Here is a 19,803-nt window from a genome sequence, read left to right on the forward strand (position 1 = left end):
ATGCCCGCGCGCTGTCCGGCAGGGCCCGCCTGCGCACCCCGGCTGCCCCGGCACCTGGCCGGCTTCACCCTCGTGGAGCTGATGGTGGTGCTTGCGGTGGTGGGCCTGCTCGGCGCGGTGGTGCTGCTGACCGCGCCCGCCCCGGACGCGGCGCTGCGCCGCGATGCGGAAACGCTGGCAACCCGGCTGGCGCAGGCGCAGCAGGAGGCGATCCTGTCCACCCGCGCGCTGCGGGTGCAGGCCGACGGGGGCGGTTACCGGTTCCTGGTGGCGCGCAGCGGCGGCTGGCAGCCGCTGTCGGGCCCGCCGTTCGAGCCGGCGGCGTGGGCGCCCGGGATCACCCCGGTGCTGGACGGCGACGACCAGCCGGTGTGGTTTGCATTCGATCCGATCGGCACCGCCGAGCCGGTGGCGCTGGTGCTCGGTGACGGCAGCGGCGCGCTGCAGGTGCGCGTGGACGCGGACGGCGGCGTGCGGGTGGCGCAGGCGCCGTGAGGAGCCGTGACTGCCGCCGCCGGCCGGCCGGGTTCACGCTGCTGGAGCTGCTGGTGGCGCTGGCGGTGTTTTCGCTGGTGGTGCTGGCCCTGCTCAACCTGGCCGGCGAAAGCACGCGCACGGCGGTAATCGTGGAGGAGCGGGTGCTGGCCGGCATCGTCGCCGGCAACCGCGCGGTGGAGGCGGCGGTGGAGCCGCTGGACACGCTGGCCGCCCGTGGCGAAGGCGATGAGCAGCTGGGCGATCGCGGCTGGCGCTGGACGCGATCGCTGTCGGCCACCGATGACGCGGACGTGCTGCGCGTGGACATCACGGTCTATGCCGCCGACAGCGACCGCATCGCCGCCGAAACGGTGCTGTTCCGGAATGCACGCTGATGGCGCGCGGATTCACCCTGGTCGAGATGCTGGTCGCGCTGGCGGTGTTCGCCCTGCTCGCCGCCGGCGGCGTCACGGTGATGGCCTGGGCCAGCACCAGCCAGGGCGCCACCCAGGCGCGGATGGCGCGCGTGGGCGAGCTGCAGCGCGCGCGCGCCATGCTCCAGGCCGACCTCTCGCAGGCGGCCCCGCGGCGCACCCGCAATGCGGCCGGCATTGGCGCGGTGCAGGCCTTCACCGGCAACGCCGAGCCGGTCGCCGGGATGCTGTTCGCGCTCACCCGGCGCGGCTGGGACAACCCGCAGGGCGCGCCGCGCGCGTCGCTGCAGTACGTGGAATACCGGCTGCGGGATGGCCGCCTGGAGCGCAGCGCCCGGCCCATGCTCGACGGCGCCCGCTTGGAGCCGCCGCAGGTGGTGATCGAAGGCGTGCGCGAGGCACGGGTGCTGTACCGCTTCCAGGGCCAATGGATGGACGGCTGGCCCGGCGGCATCGACCGGGTGCCCGAGGCGCTGCGCCTGAGCCTGGAGCTGGAGGGGCTGGGACGGATCGAGCAGGCGTTCCTGATGCAGGGGCAGTGGCCGTGAGCGCGCACCGCCAGCGCGGGGTGGCCCTGCTCACGGTATTGCTGCTGGTGGCGGTGATGGCGGTGCTGGTGGTGGCGATGCTCGACGACATCCGCTTCGCCCTGCGCCGCGCCGGCAACGCCCAGGCCGTGGCCCAGGCCCAGTGGCATGCGCTGGGCGCCGAAACCCTGGCCATGGCCCAGATCGAACGCCTGGCGCTGCGCGACCCGGGCGTGACCACCCTGGCCGGCAACTGGAACGGGCGCAGCTTCCTGTTCCCGGTCGACGACGGGGTGATCCGCGCCACCCTCTCCGATGCCACCGCCTGCTTCAACCTCAACAGCGTGGTGCAGGGTGCGGGCGAGCTGTTCACCCGCAATGAACCCGGGATCGGGCAGTACGACGCCCTGCTGCAGGCGCTCGGTTTCCCGGCCGCCCAGGCGCGCGCGCTTGCGGACGCGCTGGCCGACTGGATCGACAGCGACCAGCAGCGCGAAGGCCTGGGCCATGAGGATCCCGGCTACGCGCGCGGCCGCGACGGCTACCGCACCGGCGCCACCCTGCTCGCCGAGCCCAGCGAACTGCGCGCCATCCACGGCTACACCAGCGCGGTCTATGCCCGGCTGCGCCCGCATGTATGTGCGCTGCCCACCACCGCGCTCTCGCCGGTCAACCTCAACACCCTGCAGGATCGGGACGCGCCGGTGCTGGTCATGCTGACCGGCGGCGCGATCGACGTCGAACGCGCGCGCCGGGTGATCGCGTCGCGCCCGGTTTACGGCTGGCGCAGCTTCGATGAATTCTGGGCCAGCCCCGGCATCGACACGGTGCCCGACAACACCGTTCTGGATCAGGTGGCGCTGCGCACCCGCTATTTCCGCCTGCACGCCGAGGTCGACAGCGGCCCGGCCCAGGTGGTGCTCAGCGCGCTGATCGAACACCGGGGCGAGACGCCCGACGCCCCCGCCCGCCTGCTGGCAAGACGCTGGAGTCCCGAGCAATGAAACCGCACGATCCCGTCCACGTGGTGCTGCTGCCTGCCCGGGCCGACGCACCCGCGGTGCGCCTGGTCGTTGCCTCCGACGGCAGCGTGCTGTCGCGCGACGTGCTGGCTGCCGACGGCCCGCAGCTTCCAGCGGACGCTCCCCGCCCCCGCGTGGTGGTCGTGGTGCCCGGCACGCAGGCGCCGGCGCGCTGGCTGCAGCTGCCCGCCTGGAGCCAGGCCCAGGCCCGGGCCGCCGCGCTCGCGCTGGCCGGCGACGAACTGGCGGCCGGCGATGACGCCCACGTTGCCGTGGGCGCGGCCGCCGATCCCGAGACGCCGCGTCCGCTGGTGGCGGTCGCCGATGCGACGATGCAGGCCTGGCTGGCCCAGGCCTCCGCGCTGGGCCTGCGCCCGGACACAATGGTGCCCGACCACCTGGCCCTGCCCGCGCCCGACGACCCCGAAAGCGCACAGGTCGCGACCCTGGACGGCGACTGGATCGTGCGCACGGCGTCGCGCGCGTTCCGGGTGGAAGCGGATCTGGCCGCCACCGTGCTCGGCGACACCGCGGTGGAACCGGTCACCGGAGCGGACGCCGTCCAGGCCCTGCTGGCCCGGGGCGCGCTGGACGCGCCCGTGGATCTGCTCCAAGGCCCGTACGCCCCGACCGACGAGCGCCCCACCGGCCTGCGCGCCTGGCGCCGCGCCGCCGTGCTGGCCGCGCTGCTCGTTGCATCGGTGCCGCTGGCGTGGGGGGTGGAAGCGATCGCCCACGTGCTCGCCGCGCGCAGCCTGGAATCGGACGCCGCGCAGCGCGTGGCCCGGGCCCTGCCGGGCGCGCCCGCCGATGCGGATCCCGCGGCGAGCGTGCGCACCGCGCTGGCCACGGTGCGCGCCCGCGAGGACTTCCCGCGCGCGTTCGCCGCCCTGTCCGGCGGCGTGCAGCAGCTGGAGGGCGCGGCCATCGACCGGATCTCCTGGCAGGCCGGGGCACCCCTGCGCGCGGTCGTCCTCCACGACAACGCCGGACAGCTGGAGACGCTGGACGGCTTCGCGGCCGGCCACGGCCTGGCGGTGGCCACCGCCGGCACCCAGCGCGCGGACGGGCGCCTGCGCAGTGAAATCGACCTAGTGGAGCAAACGCCATGAGCACGGACAAGACGGGCGCGGCCCCGGCCGCCACCGCGCAGCTGGCCGGATGGTGGCACGCCCGCGAGCCGCGCGAGCGCTGGATGCTTGCGGTCATGTGCGCCGCGATCGCCGCGTTCGTGGCCTGGTACGCCGTGCTGGCACCGCTGCAGGGGCTGCGCCAGCGCGCCGCCGACCGCCATGCGGCGGCGGCGCTGGACGCCGCCGAGGTTGAACGCGGCCTGGCCGTGGTCGCGGCCGCCAGCGATCCCGCCAGCGCGCCGCTTCCGGCCGAAGCGCTGCACGCGCTGGTCACCGACAGCGCCGGCGCGGCGGGGATCACCTTCGACCGCCGCGAGGCCACGCCCGATGGCGGCCTGGAAGTGGGCACGGATGCCGTGGACGCCCTGCCCCTGTTCAACTGGCTGGACGGCCTGCGCCTGGAGCACGCCGTCGCCCCGGTTGCGGTCGACATCGAACGCCGCGAAGGCCGGCTGCGCGCCCAACTGCGCTTCGCACCCGCGCAATGAGCCGCCGGGCCCTGCTGCTGCTCTTCGCGCTGGCGGTGCCGGTCATGCTGCTCGCCGCCCTGCCGCTGCGCCTGGCGCTGGACATGGCCGATGCCGGCCGCGCGGGCCTGTCCGCACGGTCTGCCAGCGGCAGCGTGTGGAGCGGACGCCTGCAGGGCGCCAGCCTGCGCGGCATCGAGCTGGGCGACATATCCGCGCGGCTCTCGCCGCTGCCGCTGCTGCTGGGCACCCGCGCCGTGCGACTGTCGGCGCCGCATCTGGACGCACGGCTGCTGCAGGGCCGCCACCGCGGCATCGACCGCCTGGACGGCCGGCTGGCGCTGCCACCGTCCACCCTGCTGGCCGGAGTCCCGCTGCGGGTGCAGGCGCACGGACTGCAGATCCTGTTCTCGGCCGATGCCTGCCACGCCGCCGAGGGCCGCGTCACCCTGGTGGGCGATCACGCGGACGGCTCCCCCCTGTTCACCCTGGAAGGCAGCCCCGCCTGCGAGGGCCGGGCCGCGGTGCTGCCACTGGCCGCGCTGGCTGGCGAAGGCCCGCTTGCCCGCATGCAGGCCTCGCTCCGGCTGCATCCCGACGGGCAGTGGGACATCGAAGCCCGGGTGCCGGTGGTGGAGGATCCGGCCGCGGGCCTCATGCTGGAGGCGGCGGGATTCCAGCCGGGCCCCGGGGGCTGGAGCCGCACCGCGCGCGGGCAGCTGCGGTAGCGGCAAGGGCGTCCGCGCGTTCGGCCTTCATCCGGCCACCGGACGGGAGCTGGCAGCATGCTGGGGATATCTGTCATTGAAATGACATAATCCACGCCCCGCCCCCCACCGAGGCCAGACCTTGTCCACCGTCCGCACCGCCTGTCCGCCGCTGGCGCTGGCCCTGCTCCTGGCCGCGGCGCCGGGTGCGCGCGCAATCGAGCTGGGCACGGTGGGCGGCTTCGACCTGGCCTTCGAAGGCCTGCTGCAGCTCGACGGCTACCGCTACCGCGGCGACTGGAGCGGCCACGGCGACGACACCGATTTCCGCCGCGCCGAGCTGGTGCTCAAGGGCGAGCACGCGGGCGGCTTCGACTGGGTCGTCGGCTATGACGCGAAGTCGGAGGCGTGGCTGGACGTCAACGCCCGCCTGCGCCTTGCCGACACCGGCCAGCACCTTCGTGCCGGCCAGTTCAAGCAGCCCGTCGGCATGGAGGAGCTCAGCTCCACCGGCGGCAACGACTTCATCGCCAAAGCCGCGGCGACCAACACCTTCGCCCTGTCGCGCCGGCTCGGCGTGGACTGGGGCCTGGCGCGCGGCAGCTGGAGCCTGGCGGCCAGCTGGTTCGACCGCGAGCTGACCCGGGGCGAAGCCGAGGGCCGCGGCGTGGCGGCGCGCGGCACCTGGGCGCCGCTGCACGACGACGGCCACGTGCTCCACCTGGGCCTGGCGGCGACCCGCCTGGACGCCGCGGACGACGGCATCCGCCTGCGCGCCCGGCCCAACGCCGACCTGGCAGAGATCCGCCTGCTCGACACCGGTGCATTGGCCGACGCCCGGCGCCAGACCACCGTGGGCGCCGAGGCGATGTGGTTCCAGGGGCCGGTCAAGCTGCAGGCGGAGTGGTTCCAGTCCACCGTCGAACGCGGCGCGGCCTCCGATTTCGACGCGTCCGGCGGCTATGTCTCCGCAATGTGGAACCCCGCGGGCCAGACCTGGGGCTATCGCGACGGCCTGCCGCGCACGCCCGACACCGGCAGCGGCTGGCCCGGGCTGTGGCAGCTGGGCGTGCGCTACGACCGCCTGGATCTGGACGACCCCGGCGCAGGCGTCCACGGCGGCGGCATGGACGTGTGGACGGCCGGGGTGAACTGGTACCACGGCGAGCACCTGAAGCTGGCGCTCAACTACGTCGACGCCTCCACCCGGCGCCAGGCCGCCCCGGCGGGGTGGCTGCAGGTCGATCCGGCCAGCATCCAGCTGCGGGCGCAGCTGAGCTGGTAGCCGGGGAATCCGGCCCTTTACCGGTGTCACCGTCGCGTCACCGGGACGAAACATCGATGACACTGCCCACGGACATTCTGGTCAAAACCGGAGTCTCCGATGCACTACGTCCTCGTCACCGAAACCTGGCCGCCTGAAGTCAACGGCGTTGCACTGACCGTGCGCAGCCTGCAGCGCGGGCTCCAGGGGCGTGGCCACCGGGTCGGCGTGGTGCGTCCGACCCAGCACCGCGGGCAGACGCCGGGGCCGGACGAGCTGCTGGTACGCGGCGCGCCCCTGCCGCGCTATCCGGGGCTGCGCTTCGGCCTGGTGTCGGCATCCCGGCTGCAGCAGGCCTGGAAGCGCGACCGGCCCGACGCGATCTACATCGCCACCGAGGGCCCGCTGGGCTGGAGCGCGCTGCGCGCCGCCCGGCGCCTGTCGATCCCGGTGGCCTCTGCGGTGCATACCCGCTTCGACCTGTACATGCGCGATTACGGCGTGGCGCTGCTGGAGCCGGTGGCACTGCGCTGGATGCGGCGCTTCCACAACCGCGCCCACGCCACCCTGGCCCCGACCCGGGAGCTGGAGCAGTTCCTGCAGGAATCGGGCTTCCAGCGCACCCGGCGCCTGGCCCGCGCCGTGGACACCAGCCGTTTCCAGCCGCAGCTGCGCGACCCGGCGCTGCGTGCCCGCTGGGGCGCGGAGCCGGAGGAGGTCGTGGCCATCCACGTGGGCCGGATCGCCGCGGAAAAGAACCTGGCGCTGGCGGTGAACGCGTTCCGCGAACTGCAGCAGCACCGGCCGCGGGCGCGGATGGTGTGGGTCGGCGACGGCCCCCAGCGCGCGACGCTGGAGCGCGACAACCCCGACTTCATCTTCTGCGGCGTCCAGCGCGGCGAGGCGCTGGCCCGGCACTTCGCCAGCGCCGACATGTTCCTGTTCCCCAGCCTGTCGGAGACCTTCGGCAACGTGACCCTGGAGTCGATGGCCAGCGGCATCGCCACCGTCGCCTTCGACTACGGCGCCGCCCGCGAGCACCTGGTGGACGGCATGCACGGGGCACGGGTGGCCGATGAACAGGGATTCATCGAGGCCGTGGTGCGCATCGGCTGCAACGACGCCCTGCGCAGCGCCATGGGCGCGCGCGCGCGTGACGCGGTGACCGGCCTGCACCCGGATCGCGTAGCGGCGGACTTCGACGCCCTGCTGCAGGATATCGCCACCATGGAAGAGCCCCATGCGTCCATCGCCGCTGCGTAACCGCCTGCTCGCCAGCGACTCCGGCTGGTGCCTGGCCGCCAACCGCATGGCCACCCGCCAGGCGGTGCGCAGCTATTTCTGCGCGATCAGCCGGCTGGGCGATGGCGTGTTCTGGTACGTGCTGATGGCGGCGATGATCGCGGTCGACGGCCTCGACGGGCTGGCGGCGTCGATCCACCTGGCGCTGACCGGCATCGTCGCCCTGATGCTCTACAAAGGGCTCAAGCGCTGGACACGGCGTCCGCGCCCGTTCGCATCCGACGTGCGCATCCAGGCCTGGACGGCGCCGCTGGACGAGTTCAGCTTCCCCTCCGGCCATACCCTGCACGCGGTCACCTTCACCCTGGTGGCGCTGGCCCACTACCCGGTGCTGGCTTGGCTACTGCTGCCGTTCGCGGCCAGCGTGGCGGTCTCGCGGGTGGTGCTGGGGCTGCACTATCCCAGCGACGTGCTCGCGGCCACCGCGATCGGCTGCGTGCTGGCGGGGGTTTCGATCGCCCTCGCGCCGGGCGTGGCGTTCATGGGTCTGGGCGCCTGAAGTCCAGCCGGGCGCGAACCGGCCCGGCTAACATGGGCGGGTGAACTACCGCCACGCATTCCACGCCGGCAACCACGCCGACGTCCTCAAGCATGTCGTCCTGCTGGCGCTGTGCGACGCCCTGGCCGCCAAGCCCGCCGCCTGCTTCGCGCTGGACACCCATGCCGGGCGCGGGCTGTACCTGCTCGACGGCGACCAGGCCACGCGCACCGGCGAAGCGCTGGAGGGCATCGCCAGGCTGGGCGATGGATCCGGCGCGCCGGCGCCGGTGCGCCGATACCTGGCGGCGGTGGACGCCTGCCGCCGGCAGCACGGGCCCGCTGCATACCCGGGCTCACCGTGGCTGCTGGCACACGCGCTGCGGGAACAGGACACGATCGCCTGCTGCGAACTGCAGCCTGAGGAAGCCGCCGCCCTGAAGCAGGCGCTGCGCGGCGAGCGCCGGATGGCCGTGCACCAGCGCGACGGCTACGCGGCCATGCGCGCGCTGCTGCCGCCGCGGATCGGCCAGACCCGCTACGCGCGCGGGCTGGTGCTGATGGATCCTCCCTATGAGCGCCAGCTGGATGAATTCGACGAGGTGCTGGCGGCGCTGGGCGAAGGCCTGCGGCGCTGGCCGCAGGGCTGCTTCGCGCTGTGGTATCCGATCAAGCAGCGGCGCAGCCTGCAGCACTTCCTGCGCCGGGCGGCGGCGCTGGACGCCCGCTCGGCCCTGGCCTGCGAGCTGCTGGTGCGCAGCGACGACTCCCCGCTGCGCATGAACGGCAGCGGCATGCTGCTGCTCAACCCGCCGTGGCGCATCGAGCAGGCGCTGGAACCGGCGCTGGCCCACCTGCACGCGCGCCTGGGCGACACCGGCGCCGGGCACGACCTGCGCTGGCTGCGGACGCCGGCCTGAGCGCCCGGCGCGCCGGGGCACCGCGGATTGTGGACGCCTTATTCAGGCACGGTCGGCGAGACTCGACGGGGCTGAGCAAATCCTTCACTTCCCCCATGGCAGCATCCAACCAATGGCCGCCAGAAACCGACTCCCACCGTGGCACGACGAGGTTCGCCTCGCCAATGGACGCGAAATCCTGATCCGCCCCATCCGGCCGGACGACGCGACGCCGGTGCGCGCAGGCTTCGGCCTGCTGCAGCCTGACAGCCTGCGGCACCGCTTCCTCAAGGAAATGAGCGAGCTGACGCCGGAGATGGCCGGGCGCCTGGCCCGACCCGATCCCAGAACCACCTTCGTGCTGGTCGCCGGCGAGAACCTGCCGGCCGGCGAAGCCGTGATCGGCGCGATTGCCCGCGTCCATGCCGCCCCCGGCAGCCGCGACGGCGAGTTCGCGATCCTCGTGGGCCAGTACCTGGCCGGGATGGGCGTGGGCCGCCAGCTGATGCTGCGCCTGGTGCGCTGGGCGCGTGGCAAGCGGCTTGCGCGCCTGGTCGGCGATGTTCCCCAGGAGAACGAGCCGATGCTGGCGCTGGCCGAATCGGCCGGCTTCCGTCGCGAGGGCGAGCCGCACGACGGGCTGGCCCGGGTGGTGCTGGATCTGGACTCCCCGGCCCGGGCCTGAGTCCGCCGCGGCCGTTACAATAGGGGGTTCGATGACACCCCCTTCCCCTCCCCCCGCTCCCCCGCTGCCCCGCCGCGGCCAGCAGCGCGCCTTCTGGCGCGCGCCGGCCTCGCCGTCGGCGCTCGCCTGGATGCTGGCCAGCGCCGCGCGCGCCCACGGCCGGCCGCTGCTGGTAGTGGCCCGCGACAACCAGCACGCGCACCAGCTGGAAGGCGACCTGCACACCCTGCTGGGCGATGCGCCGGATCTTCCGGTGCTGCCGTTCCCGGACTGGGAAACCCTGCCCTACGACCAGTTCAGCCCGCACCCGGACATCGTCAGCCAGCGGCTGTCCGCGCTGTACCGGCTGCCCGCGCTCAAGCGCGGCATCGTGGTGGTGACGGTGGCCACGCTGATGCAGCGGCTGCCGCCGGTGGGCTACGTGGTCGGCCAGACCTTCGACCTGCAGGCCGGCCAGGCGCTGGATCTGGACGCGGAGAAGCTGCGCCTGGAATCGGCCGGCTACCGGCACGTGCCGCAGGTGCTCGACCCGGGTGATTTCTCGGTGCGCGGCGGCCTGCTGGACGTGTACCCGATGGGCGCCGACGCGCCCTATCGGATCGAGCTGCTGGACACCGACATCGAATCGATCCGCCGCTTCGACCCCGAATCCCAGCGCTCGCTCGACCGGGTCGACGCGATCCACATGCTGCCCGGCCGCGAGGTGCCGCTGGACGAGGCCCCGCGCGCGCGCGCCATGGACGCGCTGGTGGAGCGCTTCGACCTGGACCAGCGCCGCAGCGCCCTGTTCCAGGACCTCAAGGCCGGCAGCGCGCCGGCCGGGGTGGAGTACTACCTGCCGCTGTTTTTCGAGGCGCCGCGCGAGCGCTTCGGTGCCGCACCTTCGCAGCCGGCCACCGCCACCCTGTTCGACTACCTGGCCGACGATGCGCTGCCGGTGATCACGGCCGGCGCGCCGGAGGCGGCCGAACGCTTCCAGGCCCAGGTCGAAGAGCGCTACGAGCAGCGCCGCCACGACGTGGAGCGGCCGCTGCTGCCGCCGGACGAACTGTGGCTGCCGGCCGAAGCCCTGCGCGAGCGCCTCAACCGCGGCGAGCGGGTCGAGATTGCCGGCGCCGAGCATCCGCGCCACGCCGAGGCCTCCGCGCTGGGCGAGCAGCCGGCGCCCGACCTGCCGCTGACCGTGCGCAACCAGGAGCTGGCCGCCGCGCTCAAATCGTTCCTGGCCAGCTACCCGGGCCGGGTGCTGCTGGCCGCCGACAGCCCGGGACGCCGCGAGGCGCTGCTGGAGATGCTGCAGCCGACGGGCGTGGAGCCGGTGGTGCTGAGCAGCTTCACCGCGTTCCTGGACAGTCCGCCCCCACAGGGCACGCCCGCGCTGGCGGTGGCGCCGCTGGAGAACGGATTCGCGCTGGACCAGCCGCAGCTCACCGTGCTCACCGAGCGCCAGCTGTTCCCCGAGCGCGCCAGCCAGCCGCGCCGCTCGCGCCGCGCCGGGCGCGAGCCGGAGGCGATCATCCGCGACCTGGGCGAACTCGCCGAGGGCGCGCCGATCGTGCACGAAGACCACGGCGTGGGCCGCTACCGCGGCCTGGTGGTGCTGGAGGCCGGCGGCCGGCCGGCCGAATACCTGGAGATCGAATACGCCAAGGGCGACCGGCTGTACGTGCCGGTGGCCCAGCTGCACCTGATCAACCGCTACTCCGGCGCGTCGCCGGAGACTGCGCCGCTGCACTCGCTGGGCGGCGAGCAGTGGACGAAGGCCAAGCGCAAGGCCGCCGAAAAGGTGCGCGACGTGGCCGCCGAGCTGCTGGAGATCCACGCCAAGCGCATGGCCCGCAGCGGCCTGGCGCTGGAGGTGGATCGCTCGATGTACGAGCCGTTTGCCGCCGCCTTCCCGTTCGAGGAAACGCCTGACCAGCACGCCGCGATCGAGGCGGTGATCCGCGACCTGGGCTCCAGCCAGCCGATGGATCGGGTGGTGTGCGGCGACGTCGGCTTCGGCAAGACCGAGGTCGCGGTGCGGGCGGCATTCGTGGCCGCCAGCGCCGGCAAGCAGGTGGCGGTGCTGGTACCCACCACCCTGCTGGCCGAGCAGCACTACCGCAATTTCGCTGACCGCTTCGCCGACTGGCCGCTGCGGGTCGAGGTGCTCTCGCGCTTCAGGAGCGCCAAGGAGATCAAGGCCGAGCTGGAGAAGCTGGAGCGCGGGGAGATCGACGTGATCGTCGGCACCCACCGGCTGCTGCAGAAGGACGTGAAGTTCAAGGATCTGGGCCTGGTGATCGTGGACGAGGAGCAGCGCTTCGGCGTGCGCCAGAAGGAGGCGCTCAAGGCGCTGCGCGCCAACGTGCACCTGCTCACCCTCACCGCCACGCCGATCCCGCGCACGCTCAACATGGCCATGGCCGGGATGCGCGACCTGTCGATCATCGCCACCGCGCCGGCGCACCGCATGGCGGTGCAGACCTTCGTCACCCAGTGGGACGGGGCGATGCTGCGCGAGGCGTTCCAGCGCGAGCTTTCGCGCGGCGGCCAGGTGTACTTCCTGCACAACGACGTGGAGTCGATCGGGCGCATGCAGCGAGAGCTGGAGGAGCTGGTGCCCGAGGCGCGCATCGGCGTGGCCCACGGCCAGATGCCCGAGCGCCAGCTGGAACAGGTGATGCTCGATTTCAACAAGCAGCGTTTCAACGTGCTGCTGTGCACGACCATCATCGAGTCGGGCATCGACATCCCCAACGCCAACACCATCATCATCAACCGCGCCGACCGCTTCGGCCTGGCCCAGCTGCACCAGCTGCGCGGGCGCGTGGGACGATCGCACCATCGCGCCTATGCCTACCTGGTGGTGCCGGACAAGCGCTCGATCAGCGCCGATGCGAAGAAGCGGCTGGACGCGATCGCCTCGATGGACGAGCTGGGCGCCGGCTTCACCCTGGCCACCCACGACCTGGAGATCCGCGGCGCCGGCGAGCTGCTGGGCGAGGGCCAGAGCGGGCAGATGGCCGAGGTCGGCTTCAGCCTGTACACCGAGCTGCTCGAACGCGCGGTGCGCTCGATCCGCCAGGGCAAGCTGCCCGACGCGGACGAAGAGCCCGAGCGCAGCGCCGAGGTGGAGCTGCACGCGCCGGCGCTGATTCCCGAGGACTACCTGCCCGACGTGCACACCCGCCTGACCCTGTACAAGCGCATCAGCAGCGCGCGCGACTCGGGCCAGCTGCGCGAGCTGCAGGTGGAGATGATCGACCGCTTCGGCCTGCTGCCCGAGCAGGCGAAGATGCTGTTCGCCACCGCCGAGCTCAAGCTCGACGCCACCCGCCTGGGCATCCGCAAGCTCGACCTCGGGCCCGAAGGCGGTCGGGTGCAGTTCGTGGAGAAGCCCAGGGTCGACCCGATGGCGGTGATCCGCCTGATCCAGGGCCAGCCGAAGCACTACCGCATGGACGGCCCCGACAAGCTGCGCATCAGCCTGGATCTGCCCGAGGCCGCCGACCGTGTGAAAGCGGCACGCGGCCTGTTCGTCGCCTTGGCGCCGGCTGGTTGATGCTTTGCGGGCCGGGAGGGCGGGGTATGCCCATGCGGGACACGGCCATCTAACCGGCGCTGATCTACGCTGCCGTTCCCCACGAAGGGAGCGTGACCATGCCCTATTCAAGCATCAGCGACCTGCCCGATTCGGTGCGCGACAACGTGCCCAAACACGCGCAGGAGATCTACAAGGAGGCGTACAACAGCGCCTGGGATCAATACAAGGATCCAGACGACCGCCGCGGCGACGCCTCGCGCGAGGAGGTCGCGCACCGCGTGGCATGGTCAGCGGTGAAGGAGAAGTACGAAAAGGGCGACGACGACAGGTGGCACGCGAAATAACCGCATGCCACCTGCCGCAAGGCGTCAGTCGAACGGATCCTGCAGCACCATCGTGTGGTCGCGATCCGGCCCGGTGCTCACGATGCTCAGCGGGCAGCCGGCCAGCTCCTCCAGCGCGCGCAGGTAGGCGCGGGCGGCGGGCGGCAGGTCTTCCCACTCGGTGATCCCGTGGGTGTTTTCGCTCCAGCCGGGGAACTCCAGGTACACCGGCTCGCACTCGTCCCAGCCCTGGGCGTCGAGCGGAGCGTATTCGGTCTCCTTGCCGCGGTAGCGGTAGGCGATGCACATCTTCAGGCGCTCGAAGCCGTCCAGCACGTCGAGCTTGGTGATGCACAGGCCGGTGATGCCGTTGATCGCCACCGCGCGCTTGAGGGCGACGATGTCGATCCAGCCGCAGCGACGCGGGCGGCCGGTGGTGGCGCCGAATTCCTGGCCGCGCTCGGCTAGGCGCTTGCCGTCGTCGTCGTGCAGCTCGGTGGGGAACGGGCCGCTGCCCACGCGGGTGGCGTAGGCCTTGCAGATGCCCAGCACGTAGTCGATCGAGTCCGCGCCCACGCCGGTTCCGGCCAGCGCGCCGCCGACGGTGGTGTTGGACGAGGTGACGTACGGATAGGTGCCGTGATCCACGTCGAGCAGCGAGCCCTGGGCGCCTTCGAACAGCACCCGCTTGCCCTGCTTGCGCAGGTCGTGGAGGATCCCGGCCACGTCGGACTTCATCGGCTCCACGTACTCGCCGAACTCCAGCGCCTCGTCCAGCGTCTGCTGGAAATCCACCGCCTTCACGCCCAGGTACTTCGTCAGCACGAAGTTGTGGTAGTCCAGCGCGCTGCGCAGGGTCTCGGCCAGCTGGTCGGGATAGTGCAGGTCGGCCACGCGGATGCTGCGCCGGGCCGCCTTGTCCTCGTAGGCCGGGCCGATGCCGCGGCCGGTGGTGCCGATGGCCTTGCCGCCGGCGGCCTTCTCGCGCGCCTGGTCCAGGGCAATGTGGTACGGCATGATCAGCGGCGTGGCCGGGCTGATCTTCAGCCGCGAGCGCACCTCCACCCCGGCCTCTTCCAGCTCGGCGATCTCCTTCATCAGGGCGGCCGGGCTGAGCACCACGCCGTTGCCGATCAGGCACAGCGCGTCCTCGCGCAGGATGCCGGAGGGAATCAGGTGCAGGACGGTCTTCCTGCCGCCGATCACCAGCGTGTGGCCGGCATTGTGCCCGCCCTGGAAGCGGACGACGCCGCCGATGTCCTGCGTCAACAGGTCGACGATCTTGCCCTTGCCCTCATCGCCCCACTGGGCGCCCAGCACCACCACCGACTGACCCACGGCACACTCCTGCAGACACGGAAAAAGCCGGCGGGCCAAGTGCCCGTCCGGCTTTTGCGGATTATCCGCTAATCACCCCGGCCCCGCCAGTAGGAGCGCGCCATGCGCTCTCCTACGAAGCGCCGCGAACCAGGTAGAGGGCGACCAGGCCGGCCACCAGCACCACCGCGCCGACGATGCGGATCTGGCGCTCGGGCATCATCAGCACCTGCTCGGCGGCGCGCTTCCAGCCGCGCGGGGCGATGAACAGGACGAGGCCCTCGATCACCGCCACCAGGCACAGCGCGACCCACAGGTCGCTCACCGGTCGCTGCGCATGTACTGCAGGAACGGGTCGTCGCGTTCGAGCACGATCATCGCCTGGCCGTCCTCGAACGCGGAGCGGTAGGCCTCAAGGCTGCGCTGGAACGCATAGAACGACGGGTCTCGGTTGGCCGCCTCGCCGTACAGGCGCGTGGCCTCGGCATCGCCCTCGCCTCGCAGCACCTGGGCATCGCGCTCGGCCTCGGCCAGGATCACCGCCTGGTCGCGATCGGCCTGGGCGCGGATCTCCCGGGCCTGCTCCTCGCCTTCCGCACGCAGCCGCGCGGCGACCTGCTTGCGCTCGGCGCTCATGCGGTTGTAGACCTGATTGATCACGTCGCTGTCGGTGGGCAGGTCGATGCGCTTGAGGCGGATGTCGATGACCTGCATGCCCAGGGTTCTCGCACCCTCGTTGATCGAGGCCAGCTGCTTGGCGATCACATCCGCCCGGTCTCCGGACACCAGCTGGGTCAGCGTGCGGGCGTTGATCTCGTTGCGCAGCGAATCCTTGATGATCGGCGCCAGCCGGTCCTCGGCCACGGCCATGTCGCCGGCGGTGGCGCGGTAGAAATCGGCCACGTCGGCGATGTAGCCGATGGCCACGAAGTCCACCTCCACGTCCTTGCGCTCGGAGGTCAGATAGCGCTCGGGCGAGAAGTCGACCGCGTTGAAGCGGCGGTCGAACACATGCGCCGACTGCATCAGCGGGATCTTGAAATGCAGGCCCGGACCGATGTCGGTGCGCACCACCCGGCCCAGCTGCAGCACCATGCCCACCTGGCCCTCGCGCACGACGTAGACCGATCCCATCAGGCCGATCACCAGCAGCACCGCCAGCAGCGGAACCAATGTCTTGAATCTCATCGCTGGCCTCCTTCACGGCTCGGGCGCGGCAGCCGCTGGCTGGCCGCCGGCGGCTGCTGGCTGCCTGTGCCGGTGCGTGCCGGCGGCATCTCGATCGGTACCACCGGTGGCGATGACCCGGTACGGGCCTGGCCGTCCATCGGCACGTAGATCAGCTGGCGGCCATCGCCGCCAACCACGGTGCGGTTCTCGGCCAGCACCTGTTCCACGGTCTCCAGCCACAGGCGCTTGCGGGTCACCTCGCTGGCGTTGCGGTATTCGTCCAGCAGCAGCGAGAAGCGGGTCGCGTCACCGGTGGCGCGGGCCACGGTGGCTGTCTTGTAACCCTCGGCCACGGTACGCGTGCGGGCGGCCTCGCCTCGCGCCTCCGGCACGATCCGGGCGGCGTAGGCCCGGGCCTCGTTGATCAGGCTTTCCTGCTCCTGCTGGGCGCTGTTGACCTCGTCGAACGCAGGCTTCACCTGATCCGGCGGGCGCGCGTCCTGCAGGTTCAGCTCGGTCACGATCAGGCCGGTGCGGTAGATGTCCAGCGAATCCTGCAGCTGCTTGGCGGCAACCGCAGACAGCGGGCCGCGGGCGCCGAGCACGGTGTCCAGGTCGGCGCGGCCGACCTGCTCGCGCACCACACTCTGGGCCACCTGCTCCAGCACCCGGACGGCATCGCGGGTACCGAACAGGAACAGCTCCGGATCGCCGACGCGATACTGCACGTTCAGCGACACCACCACGATGTTCTCGTCCCGGGTCAGCACCGGCACGGTATTGGTGAAGGTACGGATGCCGGTGGCGTCCACCTTGACCACGCGCTCGATCGGCCACGGCAGCTTCAGGCTCGGACCCGGCTGCAGGATCCGCACCGCCTGGCCGAAGCGCAGCACCACGCCGCGCTGGCGTTCGGCGACCAGCACCACCGAGGTGAGCACCAGCCAGGCGGCCAGCGCGATCACCACCCAGCGCAGCGGATTGCCGCCGCCGGCGCCGCCGAACAGGTTGCGCACGCGGTCGAAGACGTCATCCAGCCCGCCGCCGCCACCGCGACCGCCGCCTGGCCGCCACGGGCCACCGCCGTCGCCGCCGGATCCACCGCCGCGACCGCCGCGGTTGTTGTTGCCGGGAATGTTCCAGGGCATGCCTGCTCCAATCTTTTGATTCGCGCCGCGGCAGGCCGGCCGGCCCCGCGGGACGCACATTCTACAAGGAGTTGATCACCGCGCCCGCCCCGCCGGAACGGCGGCGGCCGCGGATCCCTCTATCAATCGGCCACCAGCAGCTCGCGCAGCGCGCTCCCTTCCGGGCCAGCGGCCAGCCGCGCCGCATCAGCGTGCGGCAGGTCGATGCGCAGGTGCCAGCCATGCTCGTCGTGGCGCTCCTCGCGCACCGCGTCCAGTTCGTGCAGCCGCGCGCGCAGCCGGCCGGCCGAAGACGGCAGCTCCAGCTCGCCGGCCACCCGCCTGAGCCCGAGGCTGCCGGCCAGCGCGCCGCGCAGCAGCTCCAGGCCGTCGCCGTCGCGGGCCGAGACCCAGACCCGCTCGCGCTGCGGCTGGCCCTGGCCGGTGGCGCCGTGGGGCCGGTCGTGGCGCGGCACGGCGCCTTCGATCCGGTCGATCTTGTTGAACACCAGCAGCTGCGGGATGTCGCCGGCGCCGATCTCCTCGAGTACCGCGTCGACCTGGGCGATGCGCTCGTCGCGCAGCGGGTCGGCGGCATCCACCAGGTGCAGCAGCAGGTCGGCGTCGCGGGCCTCACCCAGGGTGGAGCGGAACGCGGCGACCAGCTCATGCGGCAGGTCACGGACGAAGCCGACGGTATCGGCCAGCACCAGGCTGCCGCCCGGCAGGGCGACCTTGCGCACGGTCGGGTCCAGGGTGGCGAACAGCTGGTCGGCTGCGTAGGCGCCTGCGCCGGTCAGGGCGTTGAACAGGGTGGACTTGCCGGCGTTGGTATAGCCCACCAGCGCCACCCGCGGCAGCTCGCTGCGCACCCGCGCCCGGCGCATCTGGCTGCGCTGCACCTCCACCTTCTCCAGCCGCTTCTGCAGCTGGTCGACGCGCTTCTGCAGCAGCCGGCGGTCGGTCTCGAGCTGGGTTTCACCCGGCCCGCGCAGGCCGATCGCGCCGCCGCGCTGGCTGTCCAGGTGGGTCCAGCCGCGCACCAGGCGCGTGGCCATGTGCTTGAGCTGGGCCAGTTCCACCTGCAGCTTGCCCTCGTGGCTGCGGGCGCGCTGGGCGAAGATGTCCAGGATCAGGCCGGTGCGATCCACCACCCGGCGCTCCAGCGCCTTCTCCAGGTTGCGCTCCTGGACGGGGCTGAGCGGATGGTTGACCAGCACCAGGTCGGCGCCGGTGGCGTCGGCCGCGGCGCGCATTTCCTCCAGCTTGCCGCTGCCCACCAGGGTGGCCGGATGCGGGCGATCCAGGCGTGCGCCCAGCACCGCCGCCACGGTAGCGCCGGCCGAACGCGCCAGTTCGGAGAACTCCTCCAGCGCATCCTCGTCGGCGGCGCCCGCGGAGTGGGGCTGGATCAGCAGGGCGTGCTCGCCCTTTCGGCTGCGTTCAAACAAGCGGCGGGCGCTCCTGGAAGGTCAGACTCCCGAGATGAGGCCGCCGCGTGCCGATGTCAAGCCGGATCAATCCTCCGCGGGCTCCGGCTCGGGCGCGGGCTCGGCCCCGGCCTCGCCGGCCGCCTGGACGTGGCCGCCACCCGGCCCCACGCGCACGTTGCGTGCCGGCACCACGGTGGAAATGGCGTGCTTGTAGACCATCTGGCTGACGGTGTTGCGCAGCAGCACCACGAACTGGTCGAACGATTCGATGGTGCCCTGCAGCTTGATGCCGTTGACGAGGTAGATCGAAACCGGAACGCGCTCGCGGCGCAACGCGTTCAGGAAAGGGTCCTGCAAGGACTGCCCCTTGGACATTGTGTTTCCCCAGCTTGGTTATTGTTGTGGCGGCTCCTCCGGCCGCGTCATCCGCCGTATATCCCCTGACGGTGACGCGCCGATGGTACACAAACGGGCGCCGGCATCGGCAGACCGGCGCCAAAACCCCGACCATGGCCCCAATTCAGGCATGGCCGGGGGCCGGCCGGCCCAGGAAAAGCCCGATCGCATCTTCCAGGCGGCCGGCATCGGTGGCGGGGTCGAACCACCTGGCATCCAGCTCGCCGCGCAACCAGGTCAGCTGGCGCTTGGCCAGCTGGCGGGTGGCGGCGATGGCGCGTTCGCGGAAACCCGCGGCATCGGTGGCGCCGTCCAGGTGTTCCCAGGCCTGGCGATAGCCGACCGCGCGCAGCGCCGGCAGATCCAGCGGCGCGGGATGGCCGCGCAGCTCCGGCAGCGCGCGCAGGGCTTCGACCTCGGCCAGGAAGCCGGCGTCGAGCATGGCGTCGAAGCGGCGGGCGATGCGCTCGTGCAGCACCGCCCGTTCGGCGGGCGCCAGCACCAGCCTGAGCACCCGGTACGGCAGCCGCGGCGGCGCTTCGCGCTGCAGCTCGCTGATGGCGCGACCGGTCAGCCGGTACACCTCCAGCGCACGCTGGATGCGCTGCGCGTCGGTGGCATGGATGCGGCGCGCGGCGTCCGGATCCACCCGCGCAAGCTCTGCGTGCAGCGCCGTCCAGCCGCGTTCGGCGGCCTCGTCGGCCAGCAGCGCGCGCAGCGCCGGGTCGGCCGGGGGCATCGCCGACAGGCCGCGCAGCAGGGCGTGGAAGTACAGGCCGGTGCCGCCGGCCAGGATCGGCAGCCGGCCGCGGGCGGCGATGTCGTCCAGCGCCGCCCGGGCATCGGCCGCGAACTCGGCCGCCGAATACGGCTGCCAGGGCGCGCGCACGTCGATCAGGTGGTGCGGCACCCCGGCGCGTTCGCGCAGATCGGGCTTGGCCGCGCCGATGTCCAGCCCGCGGTACACCAGCGCCGAATCGACGCTGACGATTTCACCGCCAAGCACGTGCGCGCACTCCAGCGCGAACGCGGTCTTGCCCGACGCAGTCGGGCCCATGATGGCGATGACGGGCGGGCGGATATCGATCGACATCCACGGATTATCCGGCAGCCG

At 72.3% G+C, this 19,803-nt stretch carries 21 protein-coding genes; 14 read left to right on the plus strand and 7 right to left on the minus strand.

Annotated elements, in window-relative coordinates; all coding sequences use genetic code 11:
* From ACOZ90_RS05270 to chaB, 14 genes are all read left to right on the plus strand, one after another.
* The gene (locus ACOZ90_RS05270) at window positions 1-495 is read left to right on the plus strand and encodes a GspH/FimT family pseudopilin (RefSeq protein WP_422892592.1); all 495 of its coding nucleotides are present in this window, start codon (window positions 1-3) and stop codon (window positions 493-495) included.
* Window positions 492-872, plus strand: coding sequence for a type II secretion system minor pseudopilin GspI (gene gspI, locus ACOZ90_RS05275; protein ID WP_422892593.1), 381 nt, complete (start codon window positions 492-494; stop codon window positions 870-872). Before ACOZ90_RS05270 ends, gspI begins: the two co-directional genes overlap by 4 nt.
* Window positions 872-1,459, plus strand: coding sequence for a type II secretion system minor pseudopilin GspJ (gene gspJ, locus ACOZ90_RS05280; RefSeq protein ID WP_422892594.1), 588 nt, complete (start codon window positions 872-874; stop codon window positions 1,457-1,459). Before gspI ends, gspJ begins: the two co-directional genes overlap by 1 nt.
* A complete protein-coding gene (gene gspK / locus ACOZ90_RS05285) occupies window positions 1,456-2,442 on the plus strand; it encodes a type II secretion system minor pseudopilin GspK (protein ID WP_422892595.1) in 987 nt (328 codons plus the stop codon). Before gspJ ends, gspK begins: the two co-directional genes overlap by 4 nt.
* Window positions 2,439-3,572 carry a type II secretion system protein GspL gene (gene gspL / locus ACOZ90_RS05290; RefSeq protein ID WP_422892596.1) on the plus strand — a complete coding sequence of 378 codons (1,134 nt, stop codon included), beginning with the start codon at window positions 2,439-2,441 and terminating at the stop codon, window positions 3,570-3,572. The genes gspK and gspL overlap by 4 nt, the downstream gene beginning before the upstream one ends.
* Window positions 3,569-4,081, plus strand: a complete 513-nt coding sequence (gspM, locus tag ACOZ90_RS05295) for a type II secretion system protein GspM (protein ID WP_422892597.1) — start codon at window positions 3,569-3,571, stop codon at window positions 4,079-4,081. Before gspL ends, gspM begins: the two co-directional genes overlap by 4 nt.
* On the plus strand, window positions 4,078-4,788 hold the full coding sequence (gene gspN, locus ACOZ90_RS05300; protein WP_422892598.1) for a type II secretion system protein N: 711 nt from the start codon (window positions 4,078-4,080) through the stop codon (window positions 4,786-4,788). Before gspM ends, gspN begins: the two co-directional genes overlap by 4 nt.
* A gap of 121 nt (window positions 4,789-4,909) precedes the next feature.
* The gene (locus tag ACOZ90_RS05305) at window positions 4,910-6,052 is read left to right on the plus strand and encodes an OprO/OprP family phosphate-selective porin (RefSeq protein ID WP_422892599.1); all 1,143 of its coding nucleotides are present in this window, start codon (window positions 4,910-4,912) and stop codon (window positions 6,050-6,052) included.
* 99 nt (window positions 6,053-6,151) lie between these two features.
* Window positions 6,152-7,294: a glycosyltransferase family 4 protein gene (locus tag ACOZ90_RS05310; protein ID WP_422892600.1), complete on the plus strand. Its 1,143-nt coding sequence runs from the start codon at window positions 6,152-6,154 to the stop codon at window positions 7,292-7,294.
* The gene (locus tag ACOZ90_RS05315; protein WP_422892601.1) at window positions 7,272-7,832 is read left to right on the plus strand and encodes a phosphatase PAP2 family protein; all 561 of its coding nucleotides are present in this window, start codon (window positions 7,272-7,274) and stop codon (window positions 7,830-7,832) included. Before ACOZ90_RS05310 ends, ACOZ90_RS05315 begins: the two co-directional genes overlap by 23 nt.
* Window positions 7,833-7,872: 40 nt before the next feature.
* Window positions 7,873-8,730 carry a 23S rRNA (adenine(2030)-N(6))-methyltransferase RlmJ gene (locus ACOZ90_RS05320; protein ID WP_422892602.1) on the plus strand — a complete coding sequence of 286 codons (858 nt, stop codon included), beginning with the start codon at window positions 7,873-7,875 and terminating at the stop codon, window positions 8,728-8,730.
* A gap of 112 nt (window positions 8,731-8,842) precedes the next feature.
* Window positions 8,843-9,394, plus strand: a complete 552-nt coding sequence (locus ACOZ90_RS05325) for a GNAT family N-acetyltransferase (RefSeq protein WP_422892603.1) — start codon at window positions 8,843-8,845, stop codon at window positions 9,392-9,394.
* Between the two features lie 31 nt (window positions 9,395-9,425).
* Window positions 9,426-12,941, plus strand: a complete 3,516-nt coding sequence (mfd, locus tag ACOZ90_RS05330) for a transcription-repair coupling factor (protein WP_422892604.1) — start codon at window positions 9,426-9,428, stop codon at window positions 12,939-12,941.
* A gap of 98 nt (window positions 12,942-13,039) precedes the next feature.
* On the plus strand, window positions 13,040-13,267 hold the full coding sequence (gene chaB, locus ACOZ90_RS05335; protein WP_422892605.1) for a putative cation transport regulator ChaB: 228 nt from the start codon (window positions 13,040-13,042) through the stop codon (window positions 13,265-13,267).
* 24 nt (window positions 13,268-13,291) lie between these two features.
* Here the strand turns inward: chaB and ACOZ90_RS05340 are convergent, their stop codons facing one another.
* The 7 genes from ACOZ90_RS05340 to miaA all read right to left on the minus strand — a co-directional run bounded on the left by ACOZ90_RS05340 (window position 13,292) and on the right by miaA (window position 19,782).
* Window positions 13,292-14,584 carry an adenylosuccinate synthase gene (locus ACOZ90_RS05340; protein ID WP_422892606.1) on the minus strand — a complete coding sequence of 431 codons (1,293 nt, stop codon included), beginning with the start codon at window positions 14,582-14,584 and terminating at the stop codon, window positions 13,292-13,294.
* Window positions 14,585-14,696: 112 nt separating this feature from the next.
* Window positions 14,697-14,888 (minus strand): DUF2065 domain-containing protein, encoded by a 192-nt coding sequence (locus ACOZ90_RS05345; protein WP_422892607.1) that lies wholly within the window; start codon window positions 14,886-14,888, stop codon window positions 14,697-14,699.
* A complete protein-coding gene (gene hflC / locus ACOZ90_RS05350) occupies window positions 14,885-15,751 on the minus strand; it encodes a protease modulator HflC (RefSeq protein WP_422892608.1) in 867 nt (288 codons plus the stop codon). Before hflC ends, ACOZ90_RS05345 begins: the two co-directional genes overlap by 4 nt.
* Window positions 15,748-16,881 carry an FtsH protease activity modulator HflK gene (hflK, locus tag ACOZ90_RS05355; protein WP_422892609.1) on the minus strand — a complete coding sequence of 378 codons (1,134 nt, stop codon included), beginning with the start codon at window positions 16,879-16,881 and terminating at the stop codon, window positions 15,748-15,750. Before hflK ends, hflC begins: the two co-directional genes overlap by 4 nt.
* A 122-nt stretch (window positions 16,882-17,003) precedes the next feature.
* Window positions 17,004-18,311, minus strand: a complete 1,308-nt coding sequence (hflX, locus tag ACOZ90_RS05360) for a ribosome rescue GTPase HflX (RefSeq protein WP_422892610.1) — start codon at window positions 18,309-18,311, stop codon at window positions 17,004-17,006.
* Window positions 18,312-18,377: 66 nt separating this feature from the next.
* Window positions 18,378-18,668: an RNA chaperone Hfq gene (gene hfq / locus ACOZ90_RS05365; RefSeq protein WP_422892611.1), complete on the minus strand. Its 291-nt coding sequence runs from the start codon at window positions 18,666-18,668 to the stop codon at window positions 18,378-18,380.
* A 145-nt stretch (window positions 18,669-18,813) separates the two neighbouring features.
* Window positions 18,814-19,782 carry a tRNA (adenosine(37)-N6)-dimethylallyltransferase MiaA gene (gene miaA / locus ACOZ90_RS05370; RefSeq protein WP_422892612.1) on the minus strand — a complete coding sequence of 323 codons (969 nt, stop codon included), beginning with the start codon at window positions 19,780-19,782 and terminating at the stop codon, window positions 18,814-18,816.
* Window positions 19,783-19,803: the final 21 nt, after the last annotated feature.

Source organism: Luteimonas dalianensis (assembly GCF_049339425.1).
GTDB lineage: Bacteria > Pseudomonadota > Gammaproteobacteria > Xanthomonadales > Xanthomonadaceae > Luteimonas > Luteimonas dalianensis.